Genomic DNA, 18,643 nt, shown 5'->3' with positions numbered 1-18,643 from the left:
TTCGGCGGTCGCGCGGCATAAAATAATAGGGAGAGAATGATGGCGAGTAAGGGAGAGGCGGCAGTCTCCGGCGCGGTTTCGCGCGTCGGTCGCTACCGCTGGGTGATCGTGGGGCTGCTCTTTGCCGCCACCGCCATCAACTATGTCGACCGGCAGATGATCGCGGTGCTCAAGCCCGATCTCTCCAAGGAACTCGGCTGGTCCGAGACCGACTACGCCAACATCGTCTTCTACTTCCAGGCCGCTTACGCGATCGGCTATCTCGCCTTCGGCAAGATCGTCGACGCGATCGGCGCGCGCTTCGGCTATGCCATCGCCGTCGTGATCTGGACGATCGCGCACGTGGCGCATGGCGGCGTGCACTCGGTGATGCAGTTCACCCTGGCACGCTTCGGCCTGGGCATCGGTGAATCGGGCAACTTCCCGGCGGGCGTGAAGACCGTCGCGGACTGGTTCCCGGCCAAGGAGCGCGCCTTCGCGGTCGGCCTGTTCAACGCGGGCTCGAACGTCGGCGCGATCCTCACCCCGCTGCTGATCTGGGCGATGGTGCCGGCGGTCGGCTGGCGCATGACTTTCGTAATCACCGGTATTTTCGGCGTGATCTGGCTGATCGCCTGGCTTGCCATTTTCCGCGACAAGCCGGCCGATCATCCCAAGGTGGGTGAGGCTGAGCTTGCCTACATCACCCAGGATCCCGCCGACCCCGTGGTCGAGGTGAAGAACCTGTGGGGCAAGCTGCTGGTCAAGCGCGAGACCTGGGCCTTCGCGCTCGGCAAGTTCTTCATCGACCCGATCTGGTGGTTCTACCTGTTCTGGCTGCCGAGCTGGCTGGGCAAGGAATATGGCCTGAACCTGACGAGCTGGGATTCGCCGACGGCGGCGATTGCGCTGGGCGCGATCTACCTGATCTCGGACGTCGGCTCGGTCGCGGGCGGCTGGCTCTCGGGCAAGCTGATGAGCACCGGCATGAGCGTGAACAAGGCGCGCAAGCTGACCATGCTGATCTCGGCCTGCTTCGTGCTGCCGGTGGTGTTCACCACCTTCTACGGCAACCTCTGGATCAGCGTGTTCTTCGTTGGGGTCGCCGCCGCTGCGCACCAGAGCTTCTCGGCGACGCTCTACACCATTCCCTCGGACACGGTGCCGCGCTTCGCGGTGGGTTCGGTCATCGGCATTGGTGGCACGGTCGGTGCCGTAGGCGGCATGGTCTTCTCGAAATACGCGGGCTATGTGCTCGACGTGATCGGCAGCTACGCGCCGCTCTTCATCGTCGCGGGTGCGGCGTACTTCCTGGCGCTGCTTTCGATCCACCTGCTTTCGCCGCGCCTCGAGCGCGCGGACGTCGCGTAAACGAGAGGATTGAGAGATGGCCCGGCCCCTGAAGCTAGACCCTGACCGGCTGTTCCCGGCGGAGGATCGTTCGCGGAGTATCGCGCGTGCGCTCTATGCCGAAGTGGCCGGGCTGCCGATCATCAGCCCGCATGGGCACACCGATCCGACCTGGTTCTCGACCAACACCAACTGGTCGAACGCCACCGAGCTGCTGCTCTCGCCGGATCACTATATCTACCGCATGCTCTATTCTCAGGGCGTGTCGCTCGATGCGCTGTGCGTGCCGAGCAAGGCGGGCATGCCGGCGACCGACCCGCGCGAGGCATGGCGGACCTTTGCCCAGCACACCTATCTGTTCCGCGGCACCCCGTCGTCGATGTGGCTGAGCCATGTGTTCGGCGAGGTGTTCGGCTTCGACGTGGCGCTCGATGCCACTACCGCCGATCTCTATTACGACACGATCAACGCCAAGCTGGCGACCGACGCGTTCAAGCCTCGCGCCCTGTTCGATCGCTTCAACATCGGTTTCCTCGCCACCACCGAGGGGCCGCAGGACGATCTGTCGCCACACCATGCGATCCATGACAGCGGCTGGAACGGACGAGTGGTCACCACCTATCGCCCGGACGCGGTGATCGATGTCGAGCATGAGCAGTTCGCCGGCGCGATGCGGATCTTCGCCGAGAAGACCGGCGAGGACGTATACAGCTGGGACGGCTATCTCGCCGCGCATCGTAAGCGTCGTGCGGACTTCCGGGCCGCCGGCGCCACCGCGACCGACCATGGCCACCCGACGGCGGCCACCGCGAACCTGAGCAAGGACGAGGCCGAGCGGCTGTTCCGCACGATCCTGTCCGACAGCTGGGCCCCTCAGGATGCCGAGCTGTTCCGCGCCCAGATGCTGACCGAGATGGCGGCGATGAGCGTCGAGGACGGGATGGTGATGCAGATCCATCCGGGCTCTTTCCGCAACCATAATGGCGGGCTGTTCGAGAGCCATGGCCGCGACAAGGGCGCGGACATCCCGATGCGCACCGACTATGTGCATGCGCTCAAGCCGCTGCTCGACCGGTTCGGCACTTCGACCGATCTCTCGATCATCCTCTTCACGCTCGACGAGACTGTCTATGCCCGCGAGCTGGCACCGCTGGCCGGCCATTATCCGTGCCTCAAGCTGGGCCCGAGCTGGTGGTTCCATGACTCGCCCGAGGGCATGCGCCGCTTCCGCGAGCAGGTGACCGAGACCGCCGGCTTCTACAACACCGTCGGCTTCAACGACGATACCCGCGCCTTCCTGTCGATCCCGGCGCGGCATGATGTTGCCCGCCGCGTCGATTGCGCCTTCCTCGCGCGACTGGTCGCCGAAGGACGGCTGCTCGACTGGGAGGCCGCCGAACTGGCGCACGAACTCACCAACGGGCTGGTGCGCAAGGCGTACAAGCTCGACGAGGCGCCGCGCCGCGCGGAAGCCGCCTGACCCATTCACAGGGGCACTCCCAAGCCGGTCGCCCCGCCGGACAGTTACTAGAGGAACCGCACCATGAAGATCGCGCTGATCAACGAGAACAGCCAGGCCGCCAAGAACAGCATCATCCATGATGCGCTGACCAGCGTTGCCGAGCCGCTGGGCCATCAGGTCTTCAATTACGGCATGTATTCGGCCGAGGACGATGCCTCGCTGACCTATGTGATGAACGGCCTGCTCGCCGGCATCCTGCTCAATTCGGGCGCGGCGGACTTCGTCGTCACCGGCTGCGGCACCGGCATGGGCGCGATGCTTGCCTGCAACGCGATGCCCGGCGTGTTCTGCGGCCTGGTCATCGACCCGACCGACGCCTTCCTGTTCGGCCAGATCAACGACGGCAACGCCATCTCGATGCCCTATGCCAAGGGTTTCGGTTGGGCCGCCGAGCTGAACCTCAAGGACGTCTACGCCAAGCTGTTCGACGGCGAGCGCGGCCTCGGCTACCCGAAGGAGCGCGCCGAGATCATGCGCAAAAACCGCGGCATCCTGAAGGATCTCAAGGCGGTGACCTGCAACGACATGCTGACCGTCCTCAAGAACGTCGACCAGGACCTGTTGCGTGCCGCGATCGCAGGCGAGAAGTTCGCCGAGTATTTCTACGCCAATTCGCAGGACGCCGAGATCAGCGCGTATCTGAAGAGCGTGACCGCACGCGAAGCCGAACCCGCCTGAACCTTCTCGTTACCGGTTGACCCAACGGAGCCCCGCCATGTTCGAACGGACCTATTACGCCACGCACCCCGACATGATGGAGTGCGTATCGAACGAGGAACTGCGCGACCGCTATCTGATCACGGACCTGTTCCGGGACGGTGAGGTCGTGCTGAACTACACCCATGCGGATCGCATGGTGATCGGCGGGGCGACGCCGGGTTCGGGCAGCATCAAGCTGCCCGACCAGGTCGAGCCGGCATCTGCGGCGGGGCATCCGTTCCTGGAGCGCCGCGAGCTGGCGGTGGTCAATATTGGCGAATCCGGGACGGTCACCGTTGATGGGGAGGGATTCGAACTGGGCAACAAGGATTGCCTGTATGTGACCATGGGCGCGGCGGATGTGCGGTTCGTGGGCGCCGGCGCGCGCTATTATCTGGTATCCTGCCCCGCCCACAAGGCATTCACCACCCGCAAGCTGGGCATCGCCGACGCCAACCGGCTCGACCGCGGCAGCCTGGAGGAATCGAACGAGCGCTCGATCTACCAGCTCGTCATCCCCGGCGTGTGCGACAGCGCACAGCTGGTGATGGGCCTGACCACGCTCAAGCCGGGCTCGGTGTGGAACACCATGCCGTGCCACGTCCATGAGCGGCGCTCGGAAATCTACCTCTACACCGACCTGGGCGAGAACGACCGCGTCTTCCACTATATGGGGGAGCCGGACGCGCTTCGCCACATCGTGATCGCGAACCAGGAAGCGGTGATCTCGCCGCCCTGGTCGGTCCATATGGGCTCGGGCACGCGCGCCTATACCTTCATCTGGGCGATGGCGGGCGAGAACCAGGACTATACCGACATGAACGTCATGGACATCTGCCAGCTGGCTTGAGCCGAGACCCCGGAGCGGGCGGCGCCGATCGGCGCCCGCTACCCTTCCAAATACCCACCCGACACCTCCCGCACGGGAGGCGAGCGAGAGAAGCAATGACCAATCCCTTCGATCTTTCCGGCAAGGTTGCCGTGGTGACCGGTGCCAATACCGGCATCGGCCAGGGCATCGCCCTGGCGCTCGCCGCCGCTGGCGCGGATATCGCCGCCGTGGGCCGCACCCCGGCGCAGGAAACCGTCGAGAAGGTCCGCGCGCTCGGCCGCAAGGCGGAGATCATCTCGGCCGATCTCTCGAGCATCGAGCCTGTGGGCAGGGTTGTGGATGAAGCTGTGGATAAGTTGGGCGGGCTCAACATCCTGGTCAACAATGCCGGCATCATCCGCCGCAACGACAGCCTCGACTTCACCGAGGAGGATTGGGACGCGGTGGTCGACACCAACCTCAAGTCGGTGTTCTTCCTCTGCCAGGCCGCCGGCCGGCACATGGTCGCCAATGGCGGCGGCAAGATCATCAATATCGCGTCGATGCTCACCTTCCAGGGCGGCATCCGCGTGCCGAGCTACACCGCGTCCAAATCGGGCATCGGCGGCCTCACCAAGCTGCTCGCCAATGAATGGGCGACCAAGGGCATCAACGTGAACGCGATCGCCCCGGGCTACATCGCCACCAACAACACGGCGGCGCTGCAGGCGGACGAGACGCGCAACCGCCAGATCATGGAACGCATTCCCGCCGGACGCTGGGGCTCGCCGGAAGACATGGGCGGCGCGGCAGTTTTCCTCGCTTCCTCGGCGGCCGACTATATCCAGGGCCATATCCTTGCCGTCGACGGCGGGTGGCTGGCGCGATGAGCATCGTCTTTTTCGGTGAGCTGATGCTGCGGCTCTCGGCGCCCGGGCGCGAGTTGCTGCTGCAGACGCCGAAGCTCGACGTGAACGTCGCCGGGGCCGAGGCGAATGTCGCCACCGGCCTGGCCTGTCTTGGCCACAAGGTCCGGATGATCAGCGTGGTGGCGGACAATGCGCTGGGCGCGGCGGCGATCGGCGAGCTGCGCCGGCGCGGTGTCGATACCTCGACGATCGTCTCGGCACCCGGCCGGCTCGGCCTGTATTTCCTGACCCAGGGCGCGGGGCTGCGCGCTTCCGATATCGTCTATGATCGTGCGCATTCGGTGTTCGCCGAGCGCCCGGCCGATGTCTGGGACTGGGACGTGCTGCTCGAAGGCGCCACCCGGCTGCATCTGTCGGGCATCACGCCCGCGCTTGGCCACAATACCGCCAGCGCCGCGATCGCCGCGGCGGAAGCTGCCGCCGCCCGGGGCATCCCGGTGTCGTTCGACGGCAATTACCGCGCGAAGCTGTGGGAAAGCTGGGACAGCAATCCCAAGGCGGTGCTGACCCAGCTGATCGGCCATGCCGACCTGCTGTTCGGCAACCACCGCGACATCTCGCTGCTGCTCGGGCGCGAATTCTCGGGCGACGGCGCCGATCGCCGGCGCGAGGCGGCGGAGGCTGCGTTCGCCGCTTTCCCGAAGCTCCAGACGATCGCCAACACCGCGCGCCATGTCGACGATGCCGACAGCCACCGCGTCTCGGCACGGGTCGATACGCGCGCCGGCGGCTACCAGACCGACGAAGTTCTGATCGCCGGCATCGTGGATCGTATCGGCGCGGGCGATGCCTTTGCTGCTGGTGTGCTGCACGGCCTGATCGAGAGCGGCGGCGACGCGAAGGCCGCGGCCGAAGCGGGGCTGGCGCTCACCGCGCTCAAGCATTCGCTGCCGGGCGATGCGAGCCTGTTCACGCGTGCCGATCTGGCGGCATTCAGTGAAGGCGGGTTCGACGTCCGCCGATGATCTGCCGGAGGCGAAATATCGCCCCGGAGAGGGTGGGGATAGCCGATGGGAGAGCATTTCTTACTCGCCGCTGAGGCGGCGTCCGAAGACCGTGACGCCGCGCAGCTGCGCACTGCCTATGCGATCGACGCGCAGTTCGAGGCCGAACTGGCCGAGGCCTGGCGCTTCATCGAGCCGCATATCGCGGGCGTGGCGCGCGAGCTGCTGGAACGGCGCGCGGGCACGGCCGTGCCCGATGCGCTGGTGCAGAGCCGGGTGGACTATGCCCGCGCCAAGCTGTCGCGGTCGATCGACCAGGCCTGGCTGGACCGGATCGTCGCCGAGGCCGATCGCATCGCCGAGGACGGGCTGGAATTCTCCACCGTCGCGGCCTCGATGCTGGTCGCGCAGATGCATATCCATGCGCTGTTCTTCGAGCTGAGCCGCGATCCCGACCAGCTCGAGCGGCTGACGCGGGCAACCCAGAAGCTTGCAGTGATCGAGTTCGAGATCATCGCCAGCCGCCTTCGCCAGATCGCCCGGCTGCGCGCGCAGGCCGTGCGCCGGCAGGAGCTGGCGGAAGTGCGGGCCGAGCTCACCGAATCGATCGCCAGCACCGCGCGGGCAAGCCGCGAGATCGCCCAGTTCACCGAACGCAGCGCCGCCGATCTGCTCAGCCTGCGGGCACCCGCTTCGGAAGTGGCCTCTGCCGCCGATCAGGCCGCGGTGGCGATGGGGGAATCCGCGCGCAGTGCCGCCGGGCTGATCACCGCCTATGAACGCGCCCGCGAGGATGCGTCCGCCGCCGCCGAAGTGGCGGGCAATGCCGATGCGATCGCGCTCAAGGGCAAGGAGAGCGCCGAGAGCCTTGCCGCGCACAATGCCCGGATCGAGGACGTGGTCACGCTGATCTCGCGCATCGCCCATCAGACCAAGCTGCTTGCCTTGAACGCCAGCATCGAGGCGGCGCGGGCAGGCGATAGCGGACGCGGTTTCGCGGTGGTGGCGCAGGAAGTGCGCAGCCTCGCCGACCAGGCGGCCAATGCGAGCGGCGACATCACCGCGACCGTCCGCGAGGCCCAGGCCGCGAGCGGCGCGATGGCGGAGACCAATCGCGCGATCCTGGGCGTGGTCACCGAGCTGCTGGCACGGGTGCGCGCGGTATCGGGCGAGATGGAAGCGCAGATGGCGACCGTGGCGGGCATCCTCGCCTCGATCGACGAGACGGCGGTCTCCTCGCGCGAGATCGCCGCGCTGATCGCGACGATCAGCCTGGAGGTCGGGCGGCTTGCCGGCGAGGCCGAGGAGGCGGGGCGCCAGGCGGCGCTCACCCGCGAGGCACTCGGCCGGATCGAGGAAGCGACGGGACATATCATCACGGGAGCGGGTCAATGAGTGGCGTATCGAGGCGTTCTGTTCTGGCGGGTGGGGCCGCGCTCACAATGGCGCCGCGCGCGGTGTTGGCGCAGGACAGCTATGGTGCGGATGCCCGTGCCGCGTTTGTGCGATGCCCTGCCGGAGACTTCTCCGCCGGCGGCTATGACGAGGCGCGGAAGGTCTGGTCGTTCAAGGGCATTCGCTACGGTGTCGCCGAGCGCTTCCGCGCGCCCAGGCCGGCGCCGCGGGTGACGGGTTATCGCGCCGACAAGTTCGGGCCGATCTGCCCGCAGGGGAAGGGCGATCAGCCGGCGTCCGAGGACTGTCTGTTCCTCAACATCTGGATGCCCGAGGGCGCCGACCCGCGGGCGACGAAGCCCGTGATGCTCTACATCCACGGCGGCGCCTATTCGAACGGCACCGTCACCGTGCCGCTCAACGATGGCGCGAAGCTCGCCGCGACCGAGGATGTGGTGGTGGTGACGGTCAATCACCGGCTCAACGCTCTCGGTTATCTCTATCTCGCTCGCTTCGATCCGCGTTTCGCGGACAGCGGCAATCTCGGCCAGCTCGATCTGATCCTCGCGCTGCAATGGGTGCGGGAGAATATCGCCGCTTTCGGTGGGGACCCGAAGCGTGTCTTTCTGTTCGGCCAGTCGGGCGGCGGTGCCAAGATCGCGACGCTGATGGGCATGCCGGCGGCGAAGGGCCTGTTCCACTCTGCCGCGACGATGAGCGGGCAGCAGGTGACCGCTTCGGGTCCGATGAACGCCACCAGGCGCGCCCAGGCCTATCTGGCGAAGCTGGGGGTGAAGGAGGACAATCTCCAGCCGCTGCTCGACATGCCGGTGGAGAAGCTGGTCGATGCGCTCGACGCGACCGATCCGATCCTGGGCGGTGGCCTCTATTTCGGGCCGGTGCTCGACATGAAGTGGCTCACCCGCCACCCGTTCTGGCCGGATGCCAATCCGCAGAGCCTGTCGATCCCGATGATCCTGGGCAATACGCATGACGAGACACGCGCCTTCATCGATCCCAATTCGGCCAAGGTGAAGGGGCTGACCTGGGACAATATCGCCGAGCGGATGGCCCCGGAGCTGCGGATGGACCTGCTGCCCGAATGGGCGGTCGCCCAGTATCGCGCGCATTTCCCGCAGGATACGCCGGAGCAGCTCTTCTACCGGGCCACCACCGCGGGGCGCAGCTGGCCGGGCCAGTGGCTCGAGGCGGATGCGCGGGCGGCGGCGGGCGCCAAGTCCACCTGGGTCTATCAGGTCGATTTCCAGTCACCGACAAAGCCGGAGCGCGGCGCACCGCACACGATGGACATCGCGCTCGCCTTCGGCACGCTCGACGCACCGGGATCGTTCACGGGCACCGGTGCCGCCGCGCAGAAGCTGAGCGCGCAGGTGATGGGTGCCTTTGCCGCACTGGCGCGCACCGGCCGGCCGGTGGCGAAGGGGCTGCCCGCATGGGCGCCCTATACGCTGCCCGGTCGCGCGACGATGGTGTTCGATGCGCCCAGCCGGCTGGTCCATGATCCGCGCAAATGGGAGCGCGAGCTGTGGGGCAGGGTGCCGTATATCCAGCCGGGGAGCTGACACTGCGATCGTCATCCCCTGCGTTCTTTTCACCGTCATCCCCGCGCAGGCGGGGATCCAGGGTCTCTGCCGGCTCGCCCGTGACTCTGGATCCCGCCTGCGCGGGGATGACGGTAAGAGCGTTTGACACCGGTTTCCATATTGCTGCGCCGATAATGAAGTATCGCTTTGTCCCGCGAGCCATTATGCTCGGCCGATGGAGAGAACCGGAAAGCCCACCATCAACGACGTCGCGCGTATTGCGGGCGTCTCGAAGAAGACCGTCAGCCGGGTGATCAACCGCTCGCCGTTGCTCAACGGCGATACCCGTGCCCGGGTCGAGCAGGTGATCAGCGAGCTGGGTTATGTCCCCAATGTCCAGGCACGCGCGCTGGCCTTGCGGCGCAACTTCCTGATCGGGCTGATCCACGACAATCCCAACGCCCAGATGGTGATGAACGTGCAGGCCGGCATGCTCGAGGCGATGCGCGATACCGAGTTCGAGCTGATCGTTCGCCCGATCGACCGCGGCAGCTCGACGATGCTCGAGGATGTGCGCAACTTCCTCGAGCGCCAGCGGCTCTACGGCGTGATGTTCCTGCCGCCGGTCTCGGAGAACGAGATGGTGGCCGAGCTCTGCCGCGAGCTGGGCATCCGCTATGTCCGCATGGGCTCGGCGACGCTGGATTCCTCCGAGCATATGGTCGCCTCGAACGACTGCGACGTGGTGACCGAGGCAGTGAACCACCTGATCGCGCTCGGCCATCGCCGCATTGGCCTGATCGCCGGGCCGCACGGCTTCCGCTCCGCCCGGGAACGGCGCAAGGGCTTCGAGAACGCGCTCGAAGTGGCCGGGATCAAGCTGCCGCGCAGCCTGATCGCGGACGGCAACTATACGTTCGAGACCGGGCTGGCGGCGGCCGACCGGCTGCTCGACCTGTCGCCGCGACCGACCGCGATCTTCGCCTCGAACGACGAGATGGCGGCCGCGACGCTGCATGCCGCGCGCCGGCGGGGGATGAGCGTGCCCGAGGACCTGTCGATCATCGGCTTCGACGATACCGCGATCGCCTCGCATATCTGGCCGCCGATGACGACGGTGCACTGGCCGATCATCTCGATGGCGCGCTCGGCTGCGCTCAAGCTGCTCGCGGACTTTTTCGGCGGGGACGACAATGCCGTCGAGGAGCCTTCGCTCTTCCCCTCGACGCTGATCCACCGCGCTTCGGTGGCGCCGCCGCGCGAGGGCTGAGCCTGCGCTGCACAGCAGCATTTCCCCGATGTTGCTGAAATGCCGCAATCCCGGAATTGTGACATTTAGTTCAATGACACCGGTTGACATCGGTGGCCGGGCGCGAGATTGATAGCGTGAACAAGCGTGACTGATACGCTTGCGCCCAAGTGGACACGAAGATCTGCATGCGGGGCGTGGGAGGGGGCAAGTCGCGACATGGCTGGAACTTGCGGGGCGACTCATGTCGTTTTCCGCGATGCTGCGTCGCACCCTGATTCCAGGCTTCCCAATGGGCGCATCGACCAGTGCTTGTCGATGAAAAGACCTTTGGGGGAGGAATTATGCTTTCTACCGCTGACACCCTGGTTGCACGCCGTTCGGCGCTGCGCGGCACGACGGCGCTCGGCGCGCTCGGCCTTGCGCTGCTGATGGCGGCGCCGGCCTGGGCACAGACCACCGAAGCCACCACGGCGGTGGCCGCGACCACGCAGGACGATCCGCAGGCGCGGCCGCAGGACCAGACCGAGAGCGGCGATGCGATCGTTGTCACCGGTTTCCGCGCCTCGCTGGCCAATTCGGTCAACATCAAGCGCAACTCGAACCAGATCGTCGACGCGATCACCGCCGAGGACATCGCCGACTTCCCCGACGCGAACCTGGCGGAATCGATCCAGCGCCTGCCGGGCGTCTCGATCGACCGCGACAATGGCGAAGGCCGCACGATCACCGTGCGCGGCCTGGGCGGCGACTTCCAGGCGGTGCGCCTGAACGGCGCCGATGCCCAGAACATCGCGGGCGGCAACCAGTCCGACGCCGGCGCGAACCGCTCGCGCGGCTTCGACTTCAACACCTTCGCCTCGGAACTGTTCGGCGGCATCAAGGTGACCAAGTCGACCGCGGCGGAGAATGACGAAGGCTCGCTGGGCGCGATCATCGACCTGACCACCGGCCGCCCGCTCTCGTACAAGAAGAACCGCTTCGCCGTGGGCGCCGAGGCCGAGTATCGCGAGAACGGCAAGAGCTGGAACCCGCGCTTCACCGGCCTCGCCTCGGTGCGCGTGACCGACAATTTCGGCATCCTGGTCTCGGGCGCGTACCAGAAGCAGGACCAGCAGATCGACGCCTATCGCCGCAATATCGGCGTGTTCGAATACACCTACCGCAACTCGCAGATCGCCGGCATCACGCCGAACGTCTTCGGCTTCGCCCGCCCGAGCAACCAGGGCACCGGCGCGACCTTCGGCTCGGACCCGACCGCCTATGCCGCGGTCACCCCGACGACGATCATCCCGGGCCTGCCCTCGGTCGGCCGCCAGTATCTCGACTATGAGCGCATCGGCGCCACCGCGACGATGCAGTGGAAGCCGGGCCCGGGCACCGAGATCACGCTCGACGGCGTCTTCTCGCGCTACGACCAGAACAGCAACAACACCGGCATCACGCCGATCGGCCTGAACCGCAACGGCACCAATGCCCGCGTCGTCGGCACCGGCACCGCCGGCCTGCGCGCCGTCGGCACCGCCAATGGCTATGCCGACCGCGTCGCGCTCTATGCGAACTGCGTGCCGAGCGCGATCATCGACTGCAACGGCGACCAGGCGGGCAACGGCGTCGGCCAGACGCCGCTGACGGGCTATTTCAACAGCCTCAACCCGAACAACCTCAACCCGTTCGACTATTACAACAATCCGGCCTCGCCCGGCTATGTCGCGACCGCGAACCAGACCGGCTATTACAACGAGCTGCTCGGCCGCCCGAACACCAAGATCCGCGAAGCGCATGTCAATGGCGCCGGCCAGGCCGACTATATGGTGCTCGACGATGTCGACTGGCGCAGCTTCGCCGACACCCAGTATGGCCGCACCGACTTCAAGCAGGTGACGCTGAACGTCCATCAGGAGTTCGCGCCGGGCTTCTATGCCGATGCGACCGGCGGCTGGTCCAAGTCCGAATTCCGCGCATATGGCCTGCTCGCCGAGTTCAACGCGATCGACAAGGACGGCTACACCTTCGACGCGCGCGGCGACGGCAAGATGCCGGTGTTCAACCCGGGCTTCGACGTTGCGAACCCGAACAACTGGACGCTGGTGAAGGGTCTTTCGACGATCCGCTACTTCACCAACAGCGTGGACAATGAGTTCAAGGTGGCGCGGGTCAACTTCACCTATGAAGCGCTGCCGGAGATGTCGATCCGCTTCGGCGGCACGGCCAAGGAGTTCGCCTATGTCGGCGACCAGGGCCGCCGCAACCAGTCGATCGAGGCGATCAACCCGACGCTGGCGGAATCCAAGCTCAGCATCACCGATCTTGGCCAGACCATCGGCTTCGGTAAGGGGCTGACCGTGTCGCAGGGCACGCCGACCAGCTATTATGCGCCGGATATCAACAAGTTCATCAATCAGTTCGGCATCAACTGCAACTGCGTGAACAAGTGGGGCGATTTCCGCGCGGTGGTCGACGGGCGTCAGCGCTCGGGCGTGACCGAGACCGATGTCTCGGGCTTCTTCCAGGTCGATTATAACGTGAACCTGCTCGGCCGTCCGCTGCGCGGCAATGTCGGCCTGCGCGTTGCCAATACCCGGGTCTCGGGCTCGGGCAATGTCGGCGGCGCCGATGGCGTCGCCGGCCTCGCGGTGACCGCCAAGAACGAATATTGGGACTGGCTGCCCTCGATGAACGCGAACTGGGAAGTTGCCGACAACTTCCTGATCCGCTTCGCCGCTTCCAAGGTGATGTCGCGCCCGCAGCTCGCGAGCCTGACGCCGGGCACCACGGCCTTCACCACCAGCCTGAACGCGAACGGCACGGCGCCGTCGCTGACGGTGGGCAACCCCTATCTCAACCCGTTCCGCGCGACGAACCTCGACCTGAGCTTCGAAAAGTATTTCGCGCACAACGGGCTGCTCGCGGTCAACCTGTTCAAGAAGAAGATCGATACCTTCCCGCAGCAGATCGCGCTCGAGGCCCCGCTATCGGCGGTGTTCGAGCCCGATGTCTACCAGCAGGTGCTGACCTTCATCACCAACCCGGCGCTGCTGAACTACACCACCAGCGGCGGTACCTGGGCGGTGCGCCAGTACCAGGACGCGCCGGGCGGCGACATCAAGGGCATCGAAGTCAATCTGCAGACCGACTTCTTCTTCCTGCCGGGCTTCCTGAAGCATTTCGGCGTGACCGCGAACTACACGCACATCGAATCCAGCCTCAGCTACCTGACCGGTACCGTGCTCAACACCAGCCAGACGGTGTCGGGCACCGCGGTGAACAGCTATGCCGAAGGGCCGTTCCTCAACACCTCGCCGGACTCGTTCAACGCGACGCTCTACTATGAGGACAGCAAGTTCTCGGCGCGCGTCTCGGGCGCCTATCGCACCCGCTATGTGAACCGTTTCCCGCTGGCGACCGGCACCTGCTCGGTGGGCACCACCACCGTCGGCGGCGGCCCCTGCAACTCGCCGGTGTTCGCGGACTTCGGCTATAACGAGGACCAGCTGAACATCGACTTCGCGGTCTCCTACGCGGTCACGAAGTTCGCCAAGCTGTCGCTCGAGGGCCGCAACATGACCAACGAGCCGCAGTACCGCACCATGTACGCCGCGAGCCCGGTGACCCAGACCTATGCCAGCACCGGCCGGATCATCACCGCGGGCCTGCGCATGATCTTCTGATCTTCGGGGGGAGGGAGTGGAGCGGCGCCCAGGCGTCGCTCCAGTCTTCCCCGGCATGTTTCCCTGACTTCCTGGCCGGCGCCACGCCTCCGTGCGCCGGCTGTTTTGTGTCCGGTGGGGAAGCTTTGGCCCGACCATCTGGACCGTCACCCTGAACTTGTTTCAGGGTCCAACTCTCCATCGGCGATACCCTCTGGAAGAAGGTTGGATGCTGAAACGAGTTCAGCATGACGAACTGTTGAATATTGGCCCGGGGCCTTTCAGATCTCCACCTGGCTGCCCAGCTCGACGACGCGGTTGGTCGGCAGCTTGAAGAACTCCATCGCACTTTCGGCGTTGCGAACCATCCAGGCGAACAGCTTCTCGCGCCAGATCGCCATGCCGGGCCGCGACGAGGCGATCAGCGTCTGGCGGGCGAGGAAATAGCTGGTCTCCATCGCCTTGAACTTCTCGCCCGCGGCATCGCCGAGCGCGTGCAGCGCCAGGGGAATGTCGATCTCGTCCATGAAGCCATAGTGGAGGATCGTACGGTAGAAGCCCTGGCCCAGTGGCTTTACTTCCGCGCGCTGTTCGGGCGCGACATGCGGCACCTGCTCGATCGCGACGGTGAGGATGATCACGCGCTCGTGCAGCACCTTGTTGTGCTTGAGGTTGTGGAGCAGCGCCGGCGGGATGTCGTCGGTGCTGGCGAGGAACACCGCGGTGCCGCCCACGCGCTGGACCGAATGGCCGGCGGACTGGATGAAGATCTCGATCGGCATCGCACCTTCGTGCAGCCGCGCGCGGACCAGCTTGCGGCCGGTCGCCCAGGTGGTGAGCAGGATGAAGACGATCGCGGCGACGAGCAGCGGGAACCAGCCGCCATCGGGAATCTTGGTGACGTTCGAGGCGAAGTAGAGCCCGTCGATCAGCAGGAAGCCACCGGTGACCAGGCCGGCCAGCACCGGCGGCCATTTCCACACAGCGAAGGTCAGCACGCCGAGCATGCAGGCGGTGATGAACATCGTGCCCGTCACCGCGATGCCATAGGCGGCGGCGAGGTTGCTCGAGCTGCGGAAGCCGAGGACGAGCAGGATCACCATGATCAGCAGCAGCCAGTTGGCGAGCGGCACATAGATCTGCCCCGCCGCCTTCGCGCTGGTGTGGAGGATGCGCAGGCGGGGCAGGAAGCCGAGCTGGACCGCCTGCTGGGTGACCGAGAAGGCGCCCGAGATCACCGCCTGGCTGGCGATCACCGTTGCCGCGGTCGCGAGGATGACGAGGGGGAGGCGGGCCCATTCGGGCGCCAGCAGGAAGAACGGGTTCTCTACCGAGGCCGGGCTGCTCAGCAGCAGCGCCGACTGGCCGAGATAGTTGAGCATCAGGCAGGGGAAGGCGATGTAGAGCCAGGAGACCATGATCGCCTTGCGCCCGAAATGGCCCATGTCTGCATAGAGCGCTTCGGCGCCGGTCACCGCCAGCACCACCGATCCCAGCGCCAGGAAGGCGAGCAGCGGATCGAGCGTGAAGAAATGGAGCGCGTACCAGGGATTGAGCGCCCAGAGGATGTCGGGGCTCTTGGCGATGCCGACCACGCCGAGCACCGCGATCACGATGAAGTAGAAGATCATCACCGGGCCGAACAACCGGCCCACCCGCGCGGTGCCGTGCGACTGGATGGCGAACAGGCCGATCAGGATGACGATGCTGATCGGCAGCACGAGCTGGGACAGCGAACCCTGGACCGTGGCGAGGCCCTCGACCGCGGAGAGCACCGAGACCGCAGGTGTGATGATCGCATCGCCATAGAAGAGCGCGGTGGCGATCACGCCGAGCGCGACGATCCAGGGCGTCCAGCGGGTTTCGCCCAGCTTGCGCTGGATGAGGGCCAGCAGCGCCAGGCTGCCGCCTTCGCCCTTGTTGTCGGCGCGCAGGATGATGAAGACGTACTTGACGGTGACCACCAGCATCATCGTCCAGAAGACCAGCGACAGCACCCCGAAGATATGCGCGCGATCCACCGCCAGCGGATGGTGGCCGATGAAGCTTTCCTTGAGCGAATAGAGCGGCGAGGTGCCGATATCGCCGAACACGACCCCGATCGCACCCACTGCGAGCGTGCCGAGCCGATCCTGATGGCCGTGCTGATCGGCCGCTTGTGTCGCTTCCAAGGCGAATCTTTCGTTTGCCGGCACCGCCCTCGGCGCCGTCGAACCCGCCTAGTATCCAGAGGTTCCGGCCTCAGCCAACGATTTTATGGAATCTTTATGGTGGGTTCCAACTTCCCCGTGGAACCTTAACTCCCCCCGAGACCACATCGCGAGCCGACCAATGTGGGAGTCTCACCGTGTGGGTGTTGTTGCGTCGGATGGAACAAGGCGAGGGCGGCTGGCCTGCGCAGCTTTGGCTGCGCTTCGGCGGCGTATTGCTGCTCGGCGCCTGCGCGCTTGCGGTTTGGACGCTCGTCGTTTCGATGAATCGTCCACCGCAGCACAACGCCACTCCGGCTGAATTTGGCGAAGCCCTTTCGGGCGTCGTCGCCTGGACGCTCGGTTGGGCGCTGTTGATCGAGGGGCCCGGCCTGTTCCGGCTGATACCGGTGCCGCCCCGCCACATTCGCTTCGACAAGACCCGCTTCGATCGCCGCCAATAGGGAAGAAAACCATGACCGACCTGATCTGGCTGGGGGTGTTGGCAGGGCTGTTCCTGCTCACCCTCGCCTGTGTCCGCCTCTGCGACCAGGCCTGAGGAGAACCACCATGCCGCTACCGCTACTTCTCGCCGGGCTCACTGCGCTGGGCCTGCTCCTTTATCTCGTGGCCGTGCTCGTCCGGCCCGAGCGTTTCTGATCGGAGCCTTCCATGACCGTCCAGGGCTGGATGCTGATCCTCGTCTTCACGCTCATCCTCGTCGCGCTCGCAAAGCCGGTGGGGCTGTGGCTGTTCGCCATTTATGAAGGGCGGCGCACGCCGCTCCACACCGTGCTCGGCCCGGTCGAGCGCGGCTTCTACAAGCTTGCCGGCGTCGATCCCAACGCCGAGCAGAGCTGGCGTCGCTATGCGCTGCACATGCTGGCCTTCCAGCTGGTGACTTTGCTCTTCACCTATCTCGTGCTGCGCTTCCAGGACGTGCTGCCGATGAACCCGCGCGGGCTCGCCGGCCTCTCGCCCGACGGCGCGATGAACGTGGCGATCAGCTTCACCACCAACACCAACTGGCAATGGTATGCAGGCGAGGGTGCGCTCTCGAACCTCAGCCAGATGCTGGGGCTGACCATCCACAACTTCCTGTCGGCGGCCACCGGTATCGCCATCGCCTTCGCGCTGTTCCGCGGCTTCGCCCGCAAGCAGGCCTCGGGCATCGGCAATTTCTGGGCCGACATGACCCGCGTGACGCTCTACGTCCTGCTGCCGATCTGCGTGGCCTATGCGATCTACCTGATCGCCAGCGGCGTGCCGCAGACCTTCGGCACGATCGTCGATGCGACCACGCTCGAGGGCGCCAAGCAGTCGATCGTGCTCGGACCGGTCGCTTCGCAGGAAGCGATCAAGATGCTCGGCACCAATGGCGGCGGCTTCTTCAACGCCAACTCGGCGCATCCGTTCGAGAATCCGAGCGCGCTGACCAACTTCATCCAGATGCTGTCGATCTTCGTCCTCGGCGTCGGCCTCACCTACACCTTCGGCAAGGCGGTGGGGAACACCCGCCAGGGCTGGGCGATCCTCGCCGCGATGCTCACCCTGTTCCTGATCGGCGCGGGCGTGACCTATTGGCAGGAAGCCGCGGGCAACCCGGTGCTGCATCACCTGGGCCTGCCGGGCGGCAACATGGAAGGCAAGGAAACCCGCTTCGGCATCGCCGCGAGCGCGCTCTTCGCCACCGTGACCACCGCGGCCTCGTGCGGCGCGGTCAATGCGATGCACGACAGCTTCACCGCGATCGGCGGGCTGGTGCCGCTGTTCAACATGGAGCTCGGCGAAGTCGTGGTCGGCGGTGTCGGCGCGGGCATCTACGGCTTCCTGCTCTTCGCCATCCTCGCGGTGTTCGTCGCGGGCCTGATGGTCGGGCGCACGCCGGAATATGTCGGCAAGAAGATCGAGAGCCGCGAAGTGAAGTTCGCCGTCCTCGCCATCGCGGTGCTGCCGCTGATGATCCTGGGCGGAACCGCGCTTGCCTCGGTCTTGCCCGCGGGCCTGGCGGGGCCGCTCAACAAGGGGCCGCACGGCTTCAGCGAGATCCTCTACGCCTTCACCTCCGCTGCCGCCAATAACGGCTCGGCATTCGCCGGCATCACTTCGGGCACGCCCTTCTACAACGGGCTGCTCGGCGTCGCGATGTGGGTGGGCCGCTTCTTCATCATCGTGCCCGTGCTCGCCATCGCCGGCAGCCTGGCCGCGAAGAAGGTGCACCCCGAGAGCGCCGGTTCGTTCCCGACCACCGGCCTGCTCTGGATCGGCCTGCTCGTCGGCATCATCCTGGTGCTGGGCGGCCTGACGTTCCTCCCCAGCCTCGCGCTCGGTCCCATCGCCGATCATCTCGCGATGATCCATGGCCAGCTCTTCTGAGGTCCA

The 18,643-nt window shown here is 65.9% G+C and carries 14 protein-coding genes; 13 read left to right on the top strand and 1 reads right to left on the bottom strand.

Annotated elements, in window-relative coordinates; translation table 11 throughout:
- Positions 1 to 39: 39 nt before the first annotated feature.
- The 10 genes from AC1RJ5_RS06220 (at position 40) to AC1RJ5_RS06175 (ending at position 14,093) form a co-directional block, all read left to right on the top strand.
- Entirely contained in the window at positions 40 to 1,350 is a 1,311-nt protein-coding gene (locus tag AC1RJ5_RS06220; protein ID WP_269574650.1) for an MFS transporter, read from the top strand.
- 16 nt (positions 1,351 to 1,366) lie between these two features.
- On the top strand, positions 1,367 to 2,809 hold the full coding sequence (uxaC, locus tag AC1RJ5_RS06215) for a glucuronate isomerase (RefSeq protein WP_493112303.1): 1,443 nt from the start codon (positions 1,367 to 1,369) through the stop codon (positions 2,807 to 2,809).
- A gap of 63 nt (positions 2,810 to 2,872) precedes the next feature.
- The gene (locus AC1RJ5_RS06210) at positions 2,873 to 3,529 is read left to right on the top strand and encodes an RpiB/LacA/LacB family sugar-phosphate isomerase (RefSeq protein ID WP_342248748.1); all 657 of its coding nucleotides are present in this window, start codon (positions 2,873 to 2,875) and stop codon (positions 3,527 to 3,529) included.
- Between the two features lie 37 nt (positions 3,530 to 3,566).
- Positions 3,567 to 4,400: a 5-dehydro-4-deoxy-D-glucuronate isomerase gene (gene kduI / locus AC1RJ5_RS06205; protein WP_493112300.1), complete on the top strand. Its 834-nt coding sequence runs from the start codon at positions 3,567 to 3,569 to the stop codon at positions 4,398 to 4,400.
- 95 nt (positions 4,401 to 4,495) lie between these two features.
- Positions 4,496 to 5,251 (top strand): 2-dehydro-3-deoxy-D-gluconate 5-dehydrogenase KduD, encoded by a 756-nt coding sequence (gene kduD / locus AC1RJ5_RS06200; protein WP_269574654.1) that lies wholly within the window; start codon positions 4,496 to 4,498, stop codon positions 5,249 to 5,251.
- Entirely contained in the window at positions 5,248 to 6,255 is a 1,008-nt protein-coding gene (locus AC1RJ5_RS06195; RefSeq protein ID WP_493112298.1) for a PfkB family carbohydrate kinase, read from the top strand. The genes kduD and AC1RJ5_RS06195 overlap by 4 nt, the downstream gene beginning before the upstream one ends.
- 45 nt (positions 6,256 to 6,300) lie before the next feature.
- On the top strand, positions 6,301 to 7,629 hold the full coding sequence (locus AC1RJ5_RS06190) for a methyl-accepting chemotaxis protein (protein WP_493112296.1): 1,329 nt from the start codon (positions 6,301 to 6,303) through the stop codon (positions 7,627 to 7,629).
- Positions 7,626 to 9,212, top strand: coding sequence for a carboxylesterase/lipase family protein (locus tag AC1RJ5_RS06185; RefSeq protein WP_493112294.1), 1,587 nt, complete (start codon positions 7,626 to 7,628; stop codon positions 9,210 to 9,212). The genes AC1RJ5_RS06190 and AC1RJ5_RS06185 overlap by 4 nt, the downstream gene beginning before the upstream one ends.
- A 196-nt stretch (positions 9,213 to 9,408) precedes the next feature.
- Positions 9,409 to 10,443 carry a LacI family DNA-binding transcriptional regulator gene (locus AC1RJ5_RS06180; protein WP_184168023.1) on the top strand — a complete coding sequence of 345 codons (1,035 nt, stop codon included), beginning with the start codon at positions 9,409 to 9,411 and terminating at the stop codon, positions 10,441 to 10,443.
- Positions 10,444 to 10,766: 323 nt separating this feature from the next.
- Positions 10,767 to 14,093: a TonB-dependent receptor domain-containing protein gene (locus AC1RJ5_RS06175; protein ID WP_342248744.1), complete on the top strand. Its 3,327-nt coding sequence runs from the start codon at positions 10,767 to 10,769 to the stop codon at positions 14,091 to 14,093.
- A 260-nt stretch (positions 14,094 to 14,353) separates the two neighbouring features.
- Here the strand turns inward: AC1RJ5_RS06175 and AC1RJ5_RS06170 are convergent, their stop codons facing one another.
- Positions 14,354 to 16,243, bottom strand: coding sequence for a potassium transporter Kup (locus tag AC1RJ5_RS06170; protein WP_342248743.1), 1,890 nt, complete (start codon positions 16,241 to 16,243; stop codon positions 14,354 to 14,356).
- Positions 16,244 to 16,419: 176 nt separating this feature from the next.
- Here AC1RJ5_RS06170 and AC1RJ5_RS06165 point away from each other — a divergent pair, with 176 nt between their 5' ends.
- The 3 genes from AC1RJ5_RS06165 to kdpA all read left to right on the top strand — a co-directional run bounded on the left by AC1RJ5_RS06165 (position 16,420) and on the right by kdpA (position 18,637).
- The gene (locus tag AC1RJ5_RS06165; protein WP_184168019.1) at positions 16,420 to 16,725 is read left to right on the top strand and encodes a hypothetical protein; all 306 of its coding nucleotides are present in this window, start codon (positions 16,420 to 16,422) and stop codon (positions 16,723 to 16,725) included.
- Between the two features lie 106 nt (positions 16,726 to 16,831).
- On the top strand, positions 16,832 to 16,921 hold the full coding sequence (locus tag AC1RJ5_RS06160; RefSeq protein WP_116840353.1) for a potassium-transporting ATPase subunit F: 90 nt from the start codon (positions 16,832 to 16,834) through the stop codon (positions 16,919 to 16,921).
- A gap of 12 nt (positions 16,922 to 16,933) precedes the next feature.
- A complete protein-coding gene (gene kdpA / locus AC1RJ5_RS06155; protein ID WP_493112290.1) occupies positions 16,934 to 18,637 on the top strand; it encodes a potassium-transporting ATPase subunit KdpA in 1,704 nt (567 codons plus the stop codon).
- Positions 18,638 to 18,643: the final 6 nt, after the last annotated feature.

The organism is Sphingomonas sp. GW822-FHT03G08 (assembly GCF_058801135.1).
Note: the sequence above shows the minus strand (reverse complement) of the source record. Positions and strands in the feature narration are given on the sequence as shown.